Genomic DNA, 20544 nt, shown 5'->3' on the forward strand with positions numbered 1-20544 from the left:
TATATCAATATTGTCTTGGAGGATAAATTCCATTCATACAAATGATATAATTTACAACCAATGACGGCTGAATATTGGTATGGTAATGGTCTCCTCCTGCTGCTTCAATAGCAATATCACCACCACTAGAAGCCACCCCTGTCAACTCTACAGTTGGCACTTCTGAATTGTAAATGGTATCAGGATATCTTCCTGCTGTTGCGGCCAAAGTTCTGGCATTATTAGTGCCTGGTACGCTTTCTGTTCCAGGAAGTGCACTAGCCATAAATTGAACATCTACAGACGAAAGAGTTGCTGTATGTGTATGTACAGGTATCTGAGATGAAACAAGTTTCACTTTTTCTACACCTGCCCTCAATCCCATTTTATTAGGAGAAAGACCTATGCCACTTCCATAACCCAGAGGAACTCTGCCTCTAAAATCAGGCAACATAAAACTAGCTCTACCATCACCACCGTATGTGATACCAATCAAAGAAAAAAGAGCTGTGTTGTCGTCAATTGATAGTGTTTGACCCCAACAAAGAGACCAGTAATTAGGAGCCCAACTTAGGGGCCACAAGCCAATAAAAGAAAGAAATGCGTCCATAATTTAAATTTAAGTACAAATAATATTTGTTTGACAAAACGACATCAAATAGTTATGAATGTACGTAAATTAATTATTAAAGTTAAAAATACCACTGTGAAATATTTCACATAACAAGTTATATTTTTAATAATCAACAGAATACTTCTTCAAATTATAAAAGTCGTTTTTCTGTTAACCTATTTCATATCGAGAAAAGTATAAATAAATAGGCCAAAGTCATCGGAATGATGACTTTGGCCTATTTATGAATACAAATTATTTTTTACTATTCCGTAAACTTAGAGTTTCTCATTATTTTTATGCCGATACATATCCCGCTCCGTTTTCTTCTCAAGATTCTTCTGAAAAGCTTCGTTTAAATCAACTCCTGTTTGATTTGCCAGGCACATTAGAACCCAAAGAACATCAGCCATTTCATCTGCTAAATCAACTTCCTTATCGCTTTCTTTGAAAGATTGCTCTCCATATTTTCTGGAGATAATTCGAGCCACCTCTCCTACCTCTTCGGTCAAAATAGCCATGTTGGTCAATTCATTAAAATAACGAACTCCATACTTTTTGATCCATTGATCAACTTTTTCCTGGGCTTCCTTAATTCCTATCTGATTCATCATCTATTCCTTGTTTTTAGTATCCATTACAATGGTAACCGGACCACCGTTAACCAATGAGACCTGCATTTCGGCACCAAATTTTCCTGTTTCCACCTTCTTTCCGGATTCTTTCTCCAAACGAGCAACAAAATTCTCGTACAGAGGTACTGAAATATCAGGTTTTGCAGCTGTAATATAAGATGGTCTGTTCCCCTTTTTAGTTTTTGCATGCAAAGTAAACTGACTGATTACCAAAATATTTCCATCCACTTCAAGTAAAGATTTATTCATTACTCCTTCCTCATCGTCAAAAATTCGAAGATGACAGATTTTTTTACTCAACCATTCCGAATCCTCTTCCGTATCAGCATTCTCTATTCCCACCAACACCAGCAATCCTTTCGATATCTGCCCGATTATTTCAGAATCTACACTCACTGAAGCTTGAGTAACCCGCTGAACCACAACCCGCATATCAATATATTTATTAAATGTTACAATTAATTGTTCCTCTCAAATATAACACATCATATTCATGTAAAAAAGATATTGCTAAAGCCGTTTTTCCAGACTTGCACCTTATTAAAATTGATTCTAAATTAAGATATTTCCCAATTAATACTGATATTTGTAATCCGTTACAAAAAAAAAGTAAAGCATGTTGTATTTCATCAGTTCATCTACCAACCCCGTTTTTAACATTGCCTGCGAAGAGTATTTGCTAAAGAACCATGAAGATGATTTTTTCTTCTTGTATACCAATACTCCTGCATTAATTGTAGGAAAACATCAAAATACCCTGGCTGAAATCAATCTCGACAAAGCTGAACAGGAAAATATACCTGTCATTAGAAGAATGTCAGGTGGAGGAACCGTTTTTCACGACGAAGGAAATCTAAATTATTGCTTTATCAAGAGTGGAGAAAAAAGTAAATTGGTTGATTTTCAAAAATACAGTCAGCCAATTATCGATACTCTTCAAAAGCTGCACGTAAACGCTAAATTTGAAGGAAAAAGCGATTTAACGATCGATGGAAAGAAATTTTCAGGGAATGCTTCACACATTTTTAAGAACAAGCTTATGCAACATGGCACAATGCTATTTTCAAGCGATTTAAATCGCTTAAATCAGCTGTTAAAGGTAAATCCTCTCAAGTTCAAAGATCGGGGCATAAGATCAATTAGAAGTAAGGTAACGAACATCTCTGAATATCTTTCCCATTCCATGAGTATCGACAACTTTGCTCAATTAATTTTAACGGATTTGACAACGAAATTTCCAGATGCCAAGGAATTTGAACTATCGGCAATTGATATTGAAAAGATAGAAGCTTTAATGGCAGAGAAATACAACAACTGGGAATGGAATTATGGCTACTCACCCAACTACATCTTTGAAAAACTCAGTAATTTTTCGGGAGGAATCATATTAGAGGTTAGCATGACAGTAGAGAAAGGAATTATTAAAAATCTTAATTTATTAGGTAATTGCCTGGTAGAAAACCACATTTTGGACTTTAAAAGCTTAATGATCGGTCAATATCATGACAAAGAGACTGTATATAAACAAATTAACAACCTAAAAATAAACTTATACTTTAAACATATCACACAAAAAGAGATTTTGTCCGCATTTTTTTAGCTGTGTGAATTATTTTTGAATTAAAATTACATTGAATAAATATTCAAGTAACTTCTCAAATAAAATCTCTAATGGAAATATTTCCAGACTATTAAAGCTTTTGAATTTCCTAATTCAGATTCCAAATCAGCAAGTGTGGCATTTTTTACATTCTCTACAGATTTAAACTTTTTAATTAACTTTTCAACTGATTTTCGCCCAATACCTTCAATTTTATCCAATTCAGAGACAATAAATGCTTTTGATCGCTTCTGCCTATGAAAGGTTATTGCAAAGCGATGCGATTCATTTCGCAAATGTTGAATAGTTTTAAGAGTCTCTGAATTTTTATCCAGATACAATGGGTAAGGATCTCCGGGAAAATAGATTTCTTCCAGTTTTTTGGCGATTCCAATTACAGAAATCTTTCCACGCAATTCTAATTTATCCAGACTATTTAAGGCGGCTCCCAATTGTCCTTTTCCCCCATCAATCAAAATCAATTGCGGTAAACTCTTTCCCTCGTCCAGCAATCTTTTATAACGCCGGTAAATTATTTCTTCCATAGAAGCAAAATCATTTGCTCCAACTACTGTTTTTATATTAAAATGCCGATAATCCTTTTTATAAGGTCTTGCATTCCTGAACACAACACAAGAGGCGACGGGATTAGTTCCTTGTATGTTCGAATTGTCAAAACATTCAATATGAACCGGCGCATCTTTTAATCTTAAATCGGTGCGCATGGTTTCTACAATACGTTCGGAATGCGATTGTTTTAGAGACTTATCCCCTTTCTTTAACTTTTCGAGACGATAATATTTAACGTTGCGTTCAGATAAATCCAGCAATTTCTTTTTATCGCCACGTTGAGGGACAACAAACCGAACATTTTCAATGGATAATTCAAGCTCAAAAGGAATCAAAATTTCTTTTGCCGTACTAAAAATCTTCTGCCGGATCTCTGTAATAGCAAGCAAAAGCAAATCCTCTTTACTTTCGTAAATTTTCTTTTTCATTTCAATGGTGTGTGCCTGAATAATGGCTCCATTTACCACTTTTAAAAAATTTACATAAGCAGAATCTTCATCATCAACAATAGAATACACATCAATGTTATTAATGGAAGGATTTACAATTGTTGACTTACTTTGATACTTTGCCAGTAAATATAATTTCTCTTTAATAAGATGTGCTTCTTCGAATTTAAAATCATTGGCCAGTTCCTGAATTTTTTCTTTCAAATGAGAAGTTACCGAACCAATATTTCCTTTCAATATATTCCGAATATCCTGTATTGTTTGTTCATACTCTTCTTTACTCTCCTTCCCAACACAAGGTGCTTTGCAATTCCCAATATGATACTCCAAACAAACTTTGAATTTTTGATCTCTAATCCCCTCTTCCGACAAACTTAAATTACAAGTTCGAAGTTGATACAAAGACCGCATCATATCCATTAAAATCCGAACCATTTTCACACTCGTATAGGGTCCAAAATATTCCGAACCATCTTTAATCAAATGACGGGTGACTTGCACTCTGGGAAAGTTTTCGCTTTTAATACAAATCCAGGGAAAAGATTTATCGTCTTTCAAAAGAACATTGTACCGCGGCTGATGCTTTTTGATTAAGTTATTCTCTAATAACAGGGCATCCTCTTCCGATTCAACAACAATGTGCCGAATATCCACAATTTTGCGAACCATTATATTGGTTTTTGCCGAATCGTGAACTTTGTTAAAATAGGAAGCAACCCTTCTTTTGAGTCGCTTTGCTTTTCCTACATATATAATTGTATCGTTCTCATCAAAAAACTGATAAACTCCTGGCTCTTCAGGCAAGGCGGAAACCAAAAATTTTAAATGTTCTATGTTTTTGTTTTTTATCACTTATTATAATTTTCCACTAATATAGCTTACTCTTCTTTAAAAAGGTCTATTACTCTAAATTCTTTAACATCAAAAAGACCTTTATCTGATAATTTTAGTTTTGGAATTACCAGTAAAGACATAAATGCAAGAGTCATAAAAGGAGACTGAAAATTTGACCCCAAATCGGAAGCAAAATCACTCAATTTTGCATATTCCCTTACCAAATCCTCTCCTGTCTTGTTCGACATTAATCCCGCAACTTCCAATTCAACCGACTCACTTTCTCCGTTGTTAACGGCAACAATACCACCTTTCATTTCAATTAGAGTATTAATTGCATGAAGTAAATCTTCATCACTTGTTCCTACCGCAATAATATTGTGACTATCGTGAGCAATACTTTCGGCAATAGCTCCATTTTTAAAACCAAATCCTTTGGCAAATCCCATTACTGGTTTTCCATTATCGTATCGACTCATCACAACCATTTTCAATAAATCATTATCAATGTCAGATACAACATTTGAATCAATTACCTTTGGTGTACACAAAATTGAATCAGTTATCAGATCACCATCCTTAACAACCATTGCCCGCAATGAGCCATTTTTAGGCTTAATAGCCAAATCTGCTAATTGAATTGGTTTTCGACTAAAATTATTCAAGATGATTTCATTACTTACATTAAACAAAACCTCCTTATTTTTATAAATACAAACACCTTTTCGAAATGCCTGCTCTACAACAAATGATTCCGGATGATCAATTACAATAAAATCCGCAGAATCGCCAACCTGCAGCAATCCCAGGTTTAATCCGTAATGATGGATTGGATTGTAGCTAGCGGCCCGAAGTAATGAAAATAAATTAAGTCCCTTCTTCAATCCACGTTTAATCAGAAAATTTATATGCCCATTTTCAATTAAATCATCTGGATGCAAATCATCTGTGCACAACATGATTCTATCCGGGTGTGTTTCCAACAAAGAATACAGCGCCTCAAAATCTTTAGCAGCACTACCCTCCCTTATTTGAATCATCATCCCTAAAGAAATTTTTTCAAGAGCTTCCTCCAAAGTTGAACATTCATGATCCGCAGAAATTCCAGATGCCACATATTTTTTCAAATCCCTTCCTTTTAAACCTGGAGCATGACCATCGATTTTTTTTCCAAGATTCTTACACGCTACTATTTTTTTGAGTACCTCAAGATCGTCTTCAATCACACCAACAAAATCCATTACTTCAGCAAGACAAACAACTTCTTCTCTTTTCAGTAAGCTTTCCACAATATTACTATCCAAAACAAAACCTGAAGTTTCGTGTTTGGTGGCCGGCACGCATGAAGGAACACCAAAGCGAATTTCCAAAGGAACTTTACCGGCATCATTAATCATGAAATCAACGCCAATCTCACCCAGCACATTTGCTATTTCGTGCGGGTCTGTAACCAAACCTAATGTACCAAACTGTACAACTAAACTTGCAAATCGACTTGGTATTAATAAGGTACTTTCAATGTGCATGTGTGCATCAACAAGTCCTGGTAAGATATATTGATCAGGAACAGAATCCCTCTTACTAATGGAAGTGATTCTTCCCTCTTCAACATACACCTCTGCATTGATTATTTCACGCGAAACAACATCCACAACTTTACCTGATATCGAAAATCTATTACTTGTCATATCTCATCTATTATCATTTAATAATGGTAATCTCTAAATTCAATTCCTAAAATAGCTCAATATTGCCTTCAAAAACGCCCGAAATTAACTTTTCGACATGCAAAAAGGCAATTTCGGGCGTTTTAAGGAGTAAACTATTTTAAAATACTCCTTAGTTCCACGTGGAACGTTATCGTCCCATGAGTACCAAAAGAACGTTAATATCGCTAGGAGAAACACCCGATATCCGCGATGCCTGTCCAATAGTTTGAGGCTGAATTTTATCCAATTTTTGTCTTGCCTCAGTCGAAATAGATTGCAAACTTGTATACTCAAATCTGCCTTTTATATTAATATTCTCCAAGCGGGTTAATTTTTCTGCGATCAATTTTTCCCTATTTATATAGCCCGAATATTTTATTAAAACCTCAGCTGCTTCAATAATTTCTTCTCGTCTGTTTGGTATTAAATCCACCACTTCTTTTAATGGGATAATATCTTCCAGTAAATCTTTAATCTGAACCTGCGGACGAAGAATAATATCATACAATTTAACGCCCTGTTTTAATGGTGCCGTTCCTAATTTTTCCAGAACCGGATTTAAGAATTTTGGTTTGCAGCTAAACTCTTTACAAAAGGTAACTAATTTATCTCTAAACTCAATTTTCTCTTCCAGCAAGTCAATTCGTTTTTGTCCCACTAATCCTAATTTAAAAGCCTTAGGACTTAAGCGTAAATCTGCATCATCCTGCCTTAATAAAATACGGTATTCGGCTCTTGATGTAAACATTCGGTAAGGCTCATCAACACCTTTAGTTACCAAATCGTCAATTAAAACACCAATATAAGCTTCGTCTCTATTCAGTGTGAAAGCCTCTTTTCCTTGCACCAATAAACTCGCATTTATTCCTGCCATCATTCCCTGAGCTCCTGCTTCTTCATATCCGGTTGTGCCATTAATCTGTCCGGCAAAAAATAAGTTCGAAACCAATTTTGTTTCCAAAGTATGATGAAGTTGTGTTGGATCAAAATAGTCATATTCAATTGCATATCCCGGACGATACATTTTCACATTTTCCAATCCCGGAACTTTTTGAAGTGCTTTTAGCTGAACATCCCAAGGAAGACTCGATGAAAATCCGTTGATATAATACTCATGAGTGTGCTCTCCTTCTGGTTCTAAAAAAAGCAAATGTTCCTGCTTCTCAGCAAAAGTTGACAGCTTAGATTCTATACTCGGACAATATCTTGGGCCTGTACTCTGAATTGTTCCATTATACATCGGAGATTCTTCAAACCCTTCTCTGAGACTATCGTGAACATCCAGATTTGTATACGTAATATAACATGGTCTCTGAGTAAGAATACGATCTACATGATCTGTCAGATAAGAAAATTGATAAAATCCTTCTTCCCCATCCTGTCTTTTCATTACTGAAAAATCAATACTTCTGCCATCTAAACGTGCAGGGGTTCCGGTTTTCATTCTCCCAACTTCAAAGCCAATACTTTTTAATTGTTCACTAATTCCTACAGATGCAGGTTCTGCTGTTCTCCCCCCTTTTTCCTGCTTACGCCCAATGTGCATTAATCCGTTAAGGAAAGTTCCATTAGTTAATATTACCGATTTCGCAGTAATGTCAATTCCCAATTTAGTAGTCACACCAACTGCCTTGCCATCCTCTATAATTACTTGAACAACGGCATCCTGCCACATGTCCAAATTATCTGTATTTTCAACAATTTTTCTCCATTCCGAAGAGAAAATCATTCTATCGCATTGTGATCTTGGACTCCACATTGCAGGTCCTTTAGAGCGATTAAGCATACGGAATTGGATGGATGAACGGTCGGTAACTATTCCTGTAAAGCCTCCCAAGGCATCTAATTCACGAACAATTTGCCCTTTTGCAATTCCACCAATAGCTGGATTACATGACATTTGAGCAATTTTATTCATATCCATGGTAACCAAAAGAACCGAAGATCCAAGGTTTGCCGCAGCTGTTGCCGCCTCACATCCGGCATGACCGGCACCTACTACTATAACATCATACTTTGGCAACATACAATAAAAGATATTTATATTCGTTATTCTTATTCGTGCAAAGGTAATTATTTTATCTAATAAACTGAAAACCAATTAACTGCAATGGACATACCCATCCTAATCATCTAGAATTCAGATCAATAAACTAAAAAAATTTCACAAATTTAATCAATATCGGAAAGTAATGCTAATGATTCGTCCTCCTTTTGGGTCATTATTTCCTGATCCTCATCAGTTTTATCATCAATTCCCATTAAATGAAGGACTCCATGAATCATTACACGATGCAATTCCTGAAGATACTCGCATCCGTATTCTTTTGCATTATCAAGAACTGTATCAACACTTATAAATAAATCTCCTGATACAATATCAGCAACAGTATAATCAAAAGTAATTATATCCGTAAAGTAATCGTGATTTAAGTGTTCACGATTCATTTCAAGCAGGTAATTATCAGAGCAGAAATAGTAATTTATCTCTCCAATTTCGAAACTATTATTAACAACAACGCGATTGATCCATTCGCTTAAGCGCTTCTGATCAATCGCGGGAATACTAGCTTCACACGTATCGTAAGTAATCAACATTTTTTATCCAAAAATAAATTTCATTTCTACTATAGCACCATTCTCTCCAAATTCAATATCATCAGCCAGGTGATTCATTAGAAAAACTCCCCGTCCATGTGTCTTCTCCAAATTTTCAGGAAGCGTTGGGTCAGGAATATTAGAAAAATCGAATCCTTTACCTTCATCCCACACAATGAAACTAATAGATTCGTCATCAATATTGTATTTAACTTTCACCTTTTTAGTTACGTCTAGCTGGTTGCCATGCAAGATCGCATTATTGACAGCTTCAATAAGAGCAACTGAAATTTTTCCGTAAATTTCAGAACTAAGGTTATGAGATGAAGAAATCTCATCTATGAGCCTTTCAACTCTGCTTATATTCTCTAATTCGGATGGAAAGATTAGCAATTTTTCTGATTTAGTCATTATTTATTTTGATCATGTAATCCAAATACAATTTATTATAGTAGTCGAGCATTTTTACATAAGAGTCATCGAAAATACCTTCAAAATCTGTTCGTATTCTTTTATACTCAAATATTTCCGTAGGGTTACTCAATTTAATAATATTTCCAGAATTACTTTCTCTTTTTTTATCAAAATCTTTTTCTCTCTGAGCGTTTTCAGCTTCCAACAAACGAGAAATTATTCTATTTTGCCTATTAATTGTATTCGAATTTATGGAAAAATTAGATATGTCTGATTGCGTTTGGTCAATCATTTTCATTATTTCACGTAATATATTCTCTGTCTCGTCTCCAACTCCTCTTTTCTGAAGAATTTCACTCAAATTTTGTTGAAACATTTCCTGCCTTTGTAAAAACTTTCCCAATTTTTCTTTAGAATTATTTTTACCATTTCCTGATTTCATTTCCTGAATCATCTCCTCCAACATCTTTTTTAAGGACTGCTGCTCCGATTGCATACCCGCAAATGATGGTTTTCCTCCTTTTTGATCGCCAATTTGATCGCCAGGCATAGCATTCGCCATTTGTTCCATGAGTTGTTTTAATGCCTCGGAAAGAAACAGTGATAATTCGTTAACTTCAGTTAATACTTTTTGTTGTGTAACATTGGCTTGAATTTTTCTTCTGTTGTTAGCTTCTTCGAGAACCTGATCGAGATAATTGCCTATACCAAAAATTCTATTTCCAATTAAAGCTGCAACCTGAGGTGAGTGAGATGAAAGAGATAGCAATGAATCCTGAATTAATAAATACTCTTCTTTTAATCCCCCCTGTTCTTCAATCATTTTTACAAATAAAGGATTTCGATAATCCACAGTTTTGTAATCAGTCAATACGGCCTCCTGCTGAAATGAAAATTCCATCAGGTTATTCATCAGGCGAATTAAATTATCAATATCAACGGTAAGCTGAGCACTTACACTTTTTGAAAGATTACCATTCAACTTCTGAGCAAGTGCTTTTTGTTTTTTAGAAGTTGCTTTCATATTTTTTGAAGCCTTAGAGGTTTTACCTTCTTCTAGAAAGTTTTTTGATTCTTTCATCATCTCAGAAATAGACTCAAGATCTTCGGAAGGATTTTGAAATTGATACGGGTCACTAATGCCGGAATTTTTTTCGAGAAGATTTTGCAGATCTTTTTTCAGATCATCCCATTTTTGACTTTCCTCAACTTGCTGAGAATTCATTTTTTCCTCCTGCCTGTGCCCTAGCTCACTAATTTCCTCCTGACTATTGGCAATTTCATCAATTCTATCAATAATTTTATTCGTATGAGCCTCAATATCATATCGTTCCAACAAACTCAGATTGCGATCCATTTGTTTCTGAAAATCATCAAACGACATGTTTATTTGGTTCCCTAGCTTATTTAAATCTTCCGGTTTAAAATCTTCAGCCAATTTGTTAAATTCTTCAAACAATTTTTGCAACTCATCATCCATTACATTTTCAAGAAGCTTTTCAATTTGTTTTTGCTTTTCGATTAGTAAAGAATCTTTTTGTCCCAAAGAATTTGACAACTGATTTTTTTTTGCATTCTCTTGCTTGATATTATTTAGCAACTCATCCAATTGTTTCTTTTTAGAATCGATTTGCTGAAACATTTGCTGTTGCTGCCATTTGTCTCCGGTGCCATCCAACATATTTTTTTGCAGACGCTTTATATCTTCCTGTATGGATTGACTCAGATCAATTCCTTTTTCGATTCGATTCGAGATACTATCCTGCATACTTGTATTTAAATCGTACAACTGCTTCGAATCCGGAACTAATAAAGAAAATTGCTGGGAACGAGACATTTTCGGTTTATTTATTCCATCATTATCGAAAACTTCAAAATAATATTGTACACGACTTCCTTCGCTTACATCAACATTTGCAAAATCGAAGGCATAATAAAACTCCTGAGAACTAAGATTCCGATTCAAGCTTAGAGGAATGTAAACAGGTAACTGATCATTAATAAGATAACAAAACCGCAATTTCGAAAATCCATAATCATCCTTCAATATACCTTTAAAATAGTAGGCCGTAGGCAATAAAGTATCTTGTATAACTGACACCTGAATTTGCGGATAAAGATCTGGTATTATATCAATGGTATAATTGGCAAAAAGCTGTTTTTCAAATTGCTCATTACTAACATAAATTTGGTAGTTGTTTTTCTGAAAAATGGTTTTTGAAAATAAGAAGGTATTGCCTTTATCTTTTGAATCGACCTGATTTAAAGAATCATTGAAGACAACTTGAACTGAATTGGTGTCCTCCCCCTCAATCGTCCATTCCAATAAAGATCCTTCGGGTACACTAATATCTCCCAAATTTTTCTCTTTAGTTTCTGGTAATTTTGTGTAAGATGGTGATTTTACCGTAAGTTCAAAAGACTTAATTCCCGGTTTTAATAAAATCTCCAGCTGATAGGTTAATGATGTTATTTTACCGGCCTTTAAAAAGAAACTTACTTCTCTATTTACATTCCTGAAAAGATAACTGAAACGATTACTTCCTTCCTTTTTTAATAGGAACTGATTCCCTTCACATACCAGGTAGACATCAGCCGGCACATATTTACCTTCGGTTTGCACTTCTAAGTAGAAATCAGAGCCTCGAACCACCTTCATAGCACTTTGGCTTACTACAAATTTAAAGTCGGCTGGAGCGATGTATTCCTTCCTAAAATGAACCAGACGATTCGCGCTGCTGGAGTACATATCCGGCAAGGCAATATAAGTTCCAATAATTGCTATAAATACGATAATAAGGTATTTTAAATAGCTAAGGTTCGATTTGAATGATATTGCTTTTCTAAAAGGAATCAATTGAATAGATTCCATTCGTTGGTTGATGCTGGCCATTAAAAGGGAGTCGACGGATGAATCACTTTTAGCTGACAGCTCGGTTAATTCCAATGTATTAATCAACCGATCCTGCAGATCTGGAAAATATTGTGTAATAATACTAATTGCCTGCCTGTAGCTTATTCTTTTTCCAATCTGCAACAAACCAATTATGGGTAAAATAATTAGTTTCACGATCATTAACGAAAAAAAAAGTACAGAAAAAATAGCGAGAAATGTTCGAACCGAAACTGAAAAATACAGTAAGTATTCTGTATATGAAACAATCAAGAAATAGGACAAAATCAGAACAATACTCAAAAGCAAACCTCTTAGGAGCTGATTTTGGTAGTATTTTCGAATAAACCGATCTAATTTTTCGATAAAAATTTCCTGCTTAGAACCCATATCAACTACTACGTAAAAGAGTTAATTCCGATACAACCACAATGAGGGATCCAATTTTGTACTCCCTTTCCATAATTGGAATTTAAGAACAGTTTGGCTTTGTGCCTGGTCGGTATACACCACACCAATTTTCTCTTTAGAAGTAACTATATCGCCTTTTTTCACGGTAACTGAAGAAAGGTTTGAATAAACTGAGAAAAACTCACCATGGCGAATAATGATTACATTATTAAGACCAGGCATTGAAAGAATGTGTGTGACTTCCCCTTTAAAAATAGAGCGACATTCGGCATTGCTGTCAGTCGTTATATTTACACCATCGTTTCGAACATTAACATGCTTAAGTACTGCATGTTTGTGCTCTCCGAATTTTTCAGATATAAAACCAGTTTTTGTTGGCCATGGAAGCTTTCCCTTATTTTGATCAAATGATTCTGAAAGAACTTTTTCCTCTGGAGTTAAGCCATATTTGCCTCCTCCGCTGTTTTTCTTGGCTGCCAGTTTAGCCTGATTTTCGATGATTTTCTGAATTTCTTTTTCCAGCTTTTTAGTATACCGTTGTTGTTTCCTTAAATCATCCCTAAGTTGTTTTTCACGCTTTTTCAATTTTGAAATAATCTCAGATTGCTGAGATTTCTCTTGAGCTAAACTCTGACTTTCCTTTGTTTTATCGGATAGCAAAACAACTTTTTCACTCTTTGCCGTTTTTAAACGAAGCAGGTTTGCTTTCAGTGTATCTTTTTTGGAGCCTATCAGTTTGCCTTGTTCTTTGCTGTATTCCGAAAATTGCTGAAGATACTTATATCGTTTATAAGCTTGGTTAAAATCTTTCGATGACAATAAAAACATCAGTTTTTCGTGTGAATTTCTTTGCTTGTATGCGTATTGAATCACCTTTGCGTACTGTTGTTTCAGCTTATTCAATTCATCTTCCAATCCTTTTACATCTGCATTAATTTTACCTATCTGAGAATTGATATAAGAAATTTCATTTTCAATGGACTGAATCAAAGCTTGTCTGGACTTTATTCTTTGATTTAGAAGGTTTAATTGCCCCAACGTTACATTCTTATTCTTCAAAGTGTTGTTAAGAAGACTATTGGTATACGCTATATCTTTAGAATTCTGCTCTTTTCGTTTTTTAAGAGTAGAAATATCATGCTGAGAAAAAGCATCTACTGATGATAAAAACAGAAGAGCAATTACTAAATAAAATATTTTATTACACGTTAATTTGTTAATTCCCATAGTGGTTTTATGGATAAATTCGATCGTATTTGTCCGGTATTGTAAACGAAAAGCGCAGATCTTCACTAAATGTTACCTTATTAAATTTAATGTTACAAGATAATAAATGTTTTGGATCCTTTACTTCAAAAGCCAATCGTTGAGGAAACTTCCTGCTTTCAAAAACAGTGAAATCCCGATACTTAATCGTAATGTCTCTCGCTGCATCAAATTCTTTTACCAATATATCTGTAATTCTCATTAATGAAGGATCGATATCTACTCTTTGATAATTAAACCTATTTAATTTTTCCAGCTTATCCTTTTTTAATTTTCGATCAATCTTTCTCGCTTTATCAGATATAAAAACATACTTGTTGTCAATTATTTTTCCATCAAAGGATCGAATAAAAGCTTTTTCCTTCTCTTCATTGTCTACTCTAAAAATTGAATTGGTAAGTATACTTTGGAAAGAATAAAAATCCAAATCCATATTTAGTTTGTCAGAAAGAAACTCAAAGTTATCAATAAAATAGGTTTTCTTTATCCGATCGATCATTTTTACAGAATCAGGTGTAATGAGCAGCCGGGCTACCGGTATCCCAACAGAGGCAGTAATATCAATCCAAATAACACTATCCTTTTCTATTTTAATAGAACCTTTAAAACTTTTGCTTATGCCATCAACCGAAAAGCTTGCAGAAAAGCGCTTTACATATATACTTTTATAATTTAAACTACTATCTATTAGCCCATTATATAACCTATTGTCGGAGATTGGTTTTGCCTTCTCAACACCTAACTCATAAAATGATTTACAGGAAAACTGAAAAAGGGCAATGATAACGATCAGAGCCCTTACGACAGTTTTTGAATATTTTTTATTGCCCATTTTCTTGCTTCTCTTCTTCTTCAGGAATGCTCCCTGTCTTTATTTTTTCGGCCAAATACACTGAACCTTCACCTATTTCAATTGCTTTTTTCCACTCTTCAAGAGCCTTTTCATTCTCCCCTAAACGAAAAAGAATATCACCATAATGCTCCACAATTACAGCAGATTCTCCCCCCCCGAATTTCAAAGCTTTTTCCAAAACACTTTTAGCATCCTTAAATTCTCCCATTCGATATAAAACCCATCCATGAGTATCCAGATAAGTAGAGTTTTCTGCCTCAAGTTTGATGCAAAGAGAACTCATTTTTTTAGCTTTTTCAAGTTCTTGCCCTTTAACTGATAAATAATAGCTGTAATTATTTAACACAATTACATTTTCCGGCTCAAACAACAATACCTCATCATACGCTTTAAATGCTTTTTGTGCATCGCCCATTTGATAGTAAGCATCGCCTAAGTAAGTCTTAAACTGAACCCGTAACTTTACATTTTCACCAATATAAGAAAAACCCTCCTCCAATGTTTCAACTGCGGTTTTGTACTCTTGTTTTTGAGCTGCAGCAACACCTTTAAAGATATATAAAAGAGGTTGGGTCGGAAAATATTTTAATGCTTCAGAGCTTTCATTAAACATACTTTCAAAATCCAACATTTCATTGTCTATTAAAAGCAATTCTTCCCAAACTACATAATTTGTTTTTTCCTCTTCAAGCACTTTCCTTAAGTGATATCGTGCGCCTTCATTATCTTTTCTTTTTCTAAGAAAATCAGCATAAAGTGCATGTACTCTTACTTGTCCAGGATGAACTTCAACCAATATGTCCAATAATTCTTTCAAATACTCATCAGACATGCCTTCTTTATTTCCATTCATCAGAATGGAAATTAAAAATTGAATTTTCTGATCCGATTCAATTTCTGGATTTCTGAAAGCCTTTGTAAGTGAAGCATTACTTTTTTCAATTTCGCCTTTTCTTCGATAAAAATCCGCTAAATAAAAATGAACCAAACCGTTTTCCGGATCAATTTTCAATATCTTTTCATACTGCTCAAAAGCTTTATCTTCATCTTTGTCCTCCATATACAAATCGGCTAACATTCCATAGAAATCAGCCCGGTAAGGATTCTTTTTTATCAGCTTCTGAATTTCGGAATAGGCCATTTTTCTGTTGCCTGCAGCAAGATACAAGCGCTCTTTTTCCAACGAGATCCCTTCCTGAATTCCCTCCTTTTTCTCTAAACGATTATAGACTTCTATGGCTTCATCAAATTTTTCTACTGAAGCAAATATCGCGGCTTGTAAATAATAAAAGTCGTTTCGTTCCGGATGTAATTTTACCAAGTCATCATACACAGCACAAGCTTGATCCATCATCCCCTTTTTTTGGTAAATATTTGCAAGCTGAATTTGATACCAAATATTTAATGGCTGCAATGAAACAGCAGCTCTGGAAAGCTCCAGTGCACTCCCCAAATCTTCCTGACTCATATAAATATTCGCCAATTCGTAACGGACAACAGCACTCGACGGATCAATTTTAAGGCAAGTTGCATACAAAGAAAGTCCTTTATCCAACTCCTGCAGCAAAATAGCCTTCGTTGCCTCCGCAAAAGCAAAATCGAACTCTAATTTTTGCGCCTCTGTCAACCTTACTTCTTTCTGTACTATCTCTTTTTTAGGCATTGGTACAATTTCCCCTGCTAAAACAGAGCCTGACACCAAACAGCCGATAAGAACTGCCATCCAAAATTTACATCCCACCTTCATCTATCTTTATTTTGAGAAGGTCGCAAAATCTCCAACATTCCATTCCGAAACTTCACCCTGAACATCAACATAATTACCTATCATAGAATTTTCAAGGTTTAAGTTTTCAAGATTTGAGTTACGCTGAATGATTGAGTTGCGAACCAAAGTATTACTTACTGTCGTATTTGCACCTACCGAAACATGAGGTCCAATTACCGAATTCTTAATTTTTACATTTTCTCCAATGTAACATGGAGGAATAATAATGGAATTTTCAGCTGAAGACGAAGGGCAAACTAAATCATCATTCTTGTGGTATTCCAATATTCTTTGATTTGTATGAACGGTTGCATCCTTATTTCCACAATCCATCCATTCTATAACTTGTCCTGGCTTAAAAGAAAGTCCTTTGTTCTTCATGTTTTCCAGTGCATTTGTAAGCTGGTATTCACCATTTACCAACACCTTATTTTTCATCAGATATTCCAATTCATCCCGCAGATTATCACCATCTTTAAAATAGTAAATTCCAATGATTGCTAAATCAGATACAAAATTCTTTGGCTTCTCTATAAAATCCGTAATGTTGTTCTCATCATCAATTTTAACAACCCCAAAAGCAGATGGATCCTCCACTTTTTGTACCCATATCACACTGTCTGCCTCAGCATCCAAAACAAAATCTGCTTTAAACAAAGTATCTGCGAAAGCAACTACAACCTTGTCGGATAATGAAGGTGCCGCGCAATAAATGGCATGAGCAGTACCCAGTGCTTCTTCCTGATAGTAGATACTTGCTTTAGCGCCAACATTTTTAGCAATACCGCATAATCTTTCTTCAACTTCCTTGCCAAAATCACCAATGATGAATGCTATTTCATCAATTGCTTCGTCGGAAACTTTTGCAATTTCCTCGACAAGACGCTGAACAATAGGCTTGCCTGCAATTGGAATTAAAGGTTTTGGAACCGTTAAAGTATGAGGACGCATGCGTTTCCCCATTCCTGCCATTGGAACAATTATTTTCATCTGTTAAAATATCTAGTAGTAGTGAATTGTAAAATAACTAAAAAACGGATCAAATGTACCCTTTTACAATTTGTTTTGATCCAAATTAATAATTTTTAACGCATTAGGATTTTCCTGTATGTCCGAATCCTCCGGCACCTCTTTCTGATGTCTCCAAATCCTCAACCGGTTCCCACCTTACCGTTTCATGAGCCGCAACAACCATCTGACAAATTCTATCTCCATCTTTGATCTCCACCACACGATTTGAAAGATTTGCAAGAATTACTCCTATTTCACCACGGTAATCAGCATCAATAGTTCCTGGTGTATTTAATACAGTAATCCCTTCTTTTAGAGCCATACCTGAACGAGGTCGAATTTGAGCTTCGTATCCGGCAGGTAATTCAATAAACAATCCTGTTTTTATTAATTTACGTTCCAATGATTCTAATAATACCGGTTCGTCCAGATTTGCTCTAAGATCCATACCTGCAGATAATTCTGTACTGTATTTAGGTAAGTCGTGCTTCGATTTGTTAACTATTTTTACTTTCATCTGTTTATATTTTTTTTATGGTCAGATGGAACTTAGCATGCTGGAAAATTATTCTCCTGTGTGTCAAAATTCCTTGTCATGGGCGTTCCATATAAATGACTATTGCTTGAAGAATATTTCATTTTTTTTCGAGTGGCTAAGATACATTTTTCAAAACTCTTATGAAAGGTTGATAATAGATCTTGATTACTTCCTTTTCCTGTTTATACCAACAATCTTTCCTAAAGAACTCCACAATCGCTCTTTTTGAATAAATACAATTATAAAAAGCAATAACAATGGAGTTTTTTCAGCCATTTTCAGCCATTGATTTTCTGGGTTAAAATAAGTGCTGATTGCAAAAATGGTTGTTGCAAGCAGCAAATAAAAAAGTATTCCCTTTAAATCGTATGGTACAGGATAGTATTTTTGACCTGCGATATAGGATATTACAGTTATTACAAAAAAGCAGGCAAGAACTGAATATGCCGCCCCCATATACCCGAATATTGGAACAAGCAAAATATTCAAAACTACAGTAATTATAACTCCGACAATAGCTATATAGGCACCAAACCGGGTGTTATCGGTTAGCTTGTACCACAAAGATAAAGAGAAAAATATTCCAAAAAATAAATTTGCCAGGAGTACGTACGGTACAATTCCCAGTCCTTCATGATAACGGGAATCAATTAAGATCTTTACAATATCAAGATAGAACATCACCCCAAGAAAAATAATAAGACCAAGTATTACGAAGTATTTTAACACATCGGCATACACCTGCTTTGAGTTCTTCTCTTTTGCCTGAGAAAAGAAAAATGGCTCGAAAGAATATCGAAAAGCCTGTATAAATAGAGTCATGATTACTGCAAGCTTGTAATTTGCTCCGTAAATTCCTGTTTGATAGAAAGGATTTTGTGATTCAGGAATCAACTCCGGCATTATCATTTTATCTAAATTGATATTGAGCGTTCCACATATGCTTACCACTAAGATCGGTGAAGAATAGATCAGAATTTTAATGAGTAATTTTTGATCCAACTTTAATCGAACCTTTAATATATCAGGAAGAAGTAACAGTAAATTTATGAAGCTGGAAACAAATATGGCCAGAAAAATATAACCGATTCCAAATTCAGGATTCCATATTATAGTGATTGGAATTTGAGGATAGTTATTATAAATCCATGGACACAAGAGTAAAAAAAAGAGATTTATTCCCAAATTAACTCCAATGTTGATCAGCTTTAGTCCTGCATAACGAACCGCTCGGTTCTCCTTGCGTAATTTTGCAAATGGCAAAGCTGTTATAGCATCAAGTCCCAATGTAAGTGCAAGCAGTATAATAAAGCTCTTGTTTGTAGGAATTTCGAAAAAAACAGCGAGCGGATTTAAAAAACATGCAATAATAATCAAGAACAAAATACTTGTTGTAATTAAAGAAATAAAACACGTTGAAAAGGTGCTATCGCCCTCCTTCTCTTGACTTGCGAACCGAAAGTATCCTGTTTCCATGCCATAGGTTAAAACAACCAGTAATATAGCAACATACGACATTAGATTCGTAACAATCCCATAGTCTTCGGGAATAAATAAACTGGTATACAGTGGCACCAGTAACCAATTAAGCAATCGGCCCAAGATGGAACTTACTCCATAAATGACTGTTTCTCCGGCAAGCTTTTTAAGAGGATTCAAATCAAGTAAATTAGTGTATTAGAATTGGCAAATATATGATAATTTTATTTTTCATTTTCCTAAAGTGTCTGAAAATGAATTCATAGATGTTCCACGTGGAGCAATTCGATTTTTGCGTGAGAAAAAGACCGTTCGGTATTTATATCAAAAATAAATAAGGGGCACACAAACGATTTCGATGGAAATATTTGATAATTTGAGTCTTATAAGCTTAATAAATACTTTTTTATCCCAATTATTTTTTTCACTTTTGTTGACATACGCGTTAAGGAACGTTTATGTTAGTGTTTGTTGTTTAAGTATTTTGTGAAAATCCTGACCTCTCGGTCAGGATTCTTCTTTTTTATAAGCGTTTGTATTTTTAGCAGACACTACCGAATACTTTTTCCAAATGGAGTTAATGCAAAACCTGCTAACTTAACATGCTGAACTGCAAATGGAATCCCAATTATTGTAATGGCAAATAACAGCGCAAATAACAAATGAGTTAGAGCAATCCACAATCCTCCGATAAAAATCCAGATTACATTTAAAAGAATACTTAAGCATCCCCCAGCATGCTCGTTATACACCACCTTTTGCCCGAATGGAGCCAATCCCAACACAGATAACTGTATGATTTTCAGTCCAAATGGTATTCCAACAATCGTTAAGCACATTAGTAAACCACTGATAATATATTCTAAGAAAATGAATATTCCTCCGAAAATTATCCAAATAATATTGCCAATTAAACTCATAAAT

17 protein-coding genes are annotated in these 20544 nt (G+C 34.7%); 1 reads left to right on the forward strand and 16 read right to left on the reverse strand.

Annotated features, from left to right (window positions below; genetic code table 11):
- Window positions 1–4: 4 nt before the first annotated feature.
- From ACY0M5_RS02900 to dtd, 3 genes are all read right to left on the reverse strand, one after another.
- On the reverse strand, window positions 5–589 hold the full coding sequence (locus ACY0M5_RS02900) for a phage tail protein (protein WP_124993319.1): 585 nt from the start codon (window positions 587–589) through the stop codon (window positions 5–7).
- A 281-nt stretch (window positions 590–870) separates the two neighbouring features.
- Window positions 871–1206: a nucleotide pyrophosphohydrolase gene (locus ACY0M5_RS02905; protein ID WP_225441413.1), complete on the reverse strand. Its 336-nt coding sequence runs from the start codon at window positions 1204–1206 to the stop codon at window positions 871–873.
- The gene (gene dtd / locus ACY0M5_RS02910; RefSeq protein WP_461630756.1) at window positions 1207–1659 is read right to left on the reverse strand and encodes a D-aminoacyl-tRNA deacylase; all 453 of its coding nucleotides are present in this window, start codon (window positions 1657–1659) and stop codon (window positions 1207–1209) included.
- A gap of 184 nt (window positions 1660–1843) precedes the next feature.
- On the opposite strand from dtd, the gene ACY0M5_RS02915 reads away from it, so the two are divergent.
- Window positions 1844–2827 carry a lipoate--protein ligase gene (locus tag ACY0M5_RS02915; protein WP_461630757.1) on the forward strand — a complete coding sequence of 328 codons (984 nt, stop codon included), beginning with the start codon at window positions 1844–1846 and terminating at the stop codon, window positions 2825–2827.
- Window positions 2828–2895: 68 nt separating this feature from the next.
- On the opposite strand, the gene uvrC is transcribed toward ACY0M5_RS02915, so the two are convergent.
- The 13 genes from uvrC to ACY0M5_RS02980 all read right to left on the reverse strand — a co-directional run bounded on the left by uvrC (window position 2896) and on the right by ACY0M5_RS02980 (window position 20540).
- Window positions 2896–4698: an excinuclease ABC subunit UvrC gene (uvrC, locus tag ACY0M5_RS02920; RefSeq protein ID WP_461630758.1), complete on the reverse strand. Its 1803-nt coding sequence runs from the start codon at window positions 4696–4698 to the stop codon at window positions 2896–2898.
- 26 nt (window positions 4699–4724) lie between these two features.
- A complete protein-coding gene (ade, locus tag ACY0M5_RS02925) occupies window positions 4725–6368 on the reverse strand; it encodes an adenine deaminase (RefSeq protein WP_461630759.1) in 1644 nt (547 codons plus the stop codon).
- 169 nt (window positions 6369–6537) lie between these two features.
- Complete coding sequence (gene mnmG, locus ACY0M5_RS02930) at window positions 6538–8415, reverse strand: tRNA uridine-5-carboxymethylaminomethyl(34) synthesis enzyme MnmG (RefSeq protein WP_124993315.1); 1878 nt, start codon at window positions 8413–8415, stop codon at window positions 6538–6540.
- Between the two features lie 146 nt (window positions 8416–8561).
- On the reverse strand, window positions 8562–8987 hold the full coding sequence (gene ybeY, locus ACY0M5_RS02935) for an rRNA maturation RNase YbeY (protein WP_101311242.1): 426 nt from the start codon (window positions 8985–8987) through the stop codon (window positions 8562–8564).
- Between the two features lie 3 nt (window positions 8988–8990).
- Complete coding sequence (locus tag ACY0M5_RS02940; protein ID WP_101311243.1) at window positions 8991–9398, reverse strand: ATP-binding protein; 408 nt, start codon at window positions 9396–9398, stop codon at window positions 8991–8993.
- On the reverse strand, window positions 9391–12684 hold the full coding sequence (locus tag ACY0M5_RS02945; RefSeq protein ID WP_461630760.1) for a synaptonemal complex protein 1: 3294 nt from the start codon (window positions 12682–12684) through the stop codon (window positions 9391–9393). Before ACY0M5_RS02945 ends, ACY0M5_RS02940 begins: the two co-directional genes overlap by 8 nt.
- A 21-nt stretch (window positions 12685–12705) precedes the next feature.
- Window positions 12706–13932 (reverse strand): murein hydrolase activator EnvC family protein, encoded by a 1227-nt coding sequence (locus ACY0M5_RS02950; RefSeq protein ID WP_461630761.1) that lies wholly within the window; start codon window positions 13930–13932, stop codon window positions 12706–12708.
- A 7-nt stretch (window positions 13933–13939) separates the two neighbouring features.
- Window positions 13940–14803 (reverse strand): DUF4292 domain-containing protein, encoded by an 864-nt coding sequence (locus ACY0M5_RS02955; RefSeq protein WP_461630762.1) that lies wholly within the window; start codon window positions 14801–14803, stop codon window positions 13940–13942.
- A complete protein-coding gene (locus ACY0M5_RS02960; protein WP_461630763.1) occupies window positions 14793–16571 on the reverse strand; it encodes a tetratricopeptide repeat protein in 1779 nt (592 codons plus the stop codon). The genes ACY0M5_RS02955 and ACY0M5_RS02960 overlap by 11 nt, the downstream gene beginning before the upstream one ends.
- A 6-nt stretch (window positions 16572–16577) precedes the next feature.
- On the reverse strand, window positions 16578–17582 hold the full coding sequence (locus ACY0M5_RS02965; RefSeq protein WP_461630764.1) for a sugar phosphate nucleotidyltransferase: 1005 nt from the start codon (window positions 17580–17582) through the stop codon (window positions 16578–16580).
- Window positions 17583–17685: 103 nt separating this feature from the next.
- Window positions 17686–18120: a dUTP diphosphatase gene (gene dut, locus ACY0M5_RS02970; protein WP_101311249.1), complete on the reverse strand. Its 435-nt coding sequence runs from the start codon at window positions 18118–18120 to the stop codon at window positions 17686–17688.
- Window positions 18121–18306: 186 nt separating this feature from the next.
- The gene (locus tag ACY0M5_RS02975; RefSeq protein WP_461630765.1) at window positions 18307–19800 is read right to left on the reverse strand and encodes a lipopolysaccharide biosynthesis protein; all 1494 of its coding nucleotides are present in this window, start codon (window positions 19798–19800) and stop codon (window positions 18307–18309) included.
- A gap of 371 nt (window positions 19801–20171) precedes the next feature.
- Entirely contained in the window at window positions 20172–20540 is a 369-nt protein-coding gene (locus ACY0M5_RS02980) for a YccF domain-containing protein (RefSeq protein WP_156194775.1), read from the reverse strand.
- Window positions 20541–20544: the final 4 nt, after the last annotated feature.

Source organism: Labilibaculum euxinicum (assembly GCF_963678175.1).
Taxonomy (GTDB): domain Bacteria; phylum Bacteroidota; class Bacteroidia; order Bacteroidales; family Marinifilaceae; genus Labilibaculum; species Labilibaculum euxinus.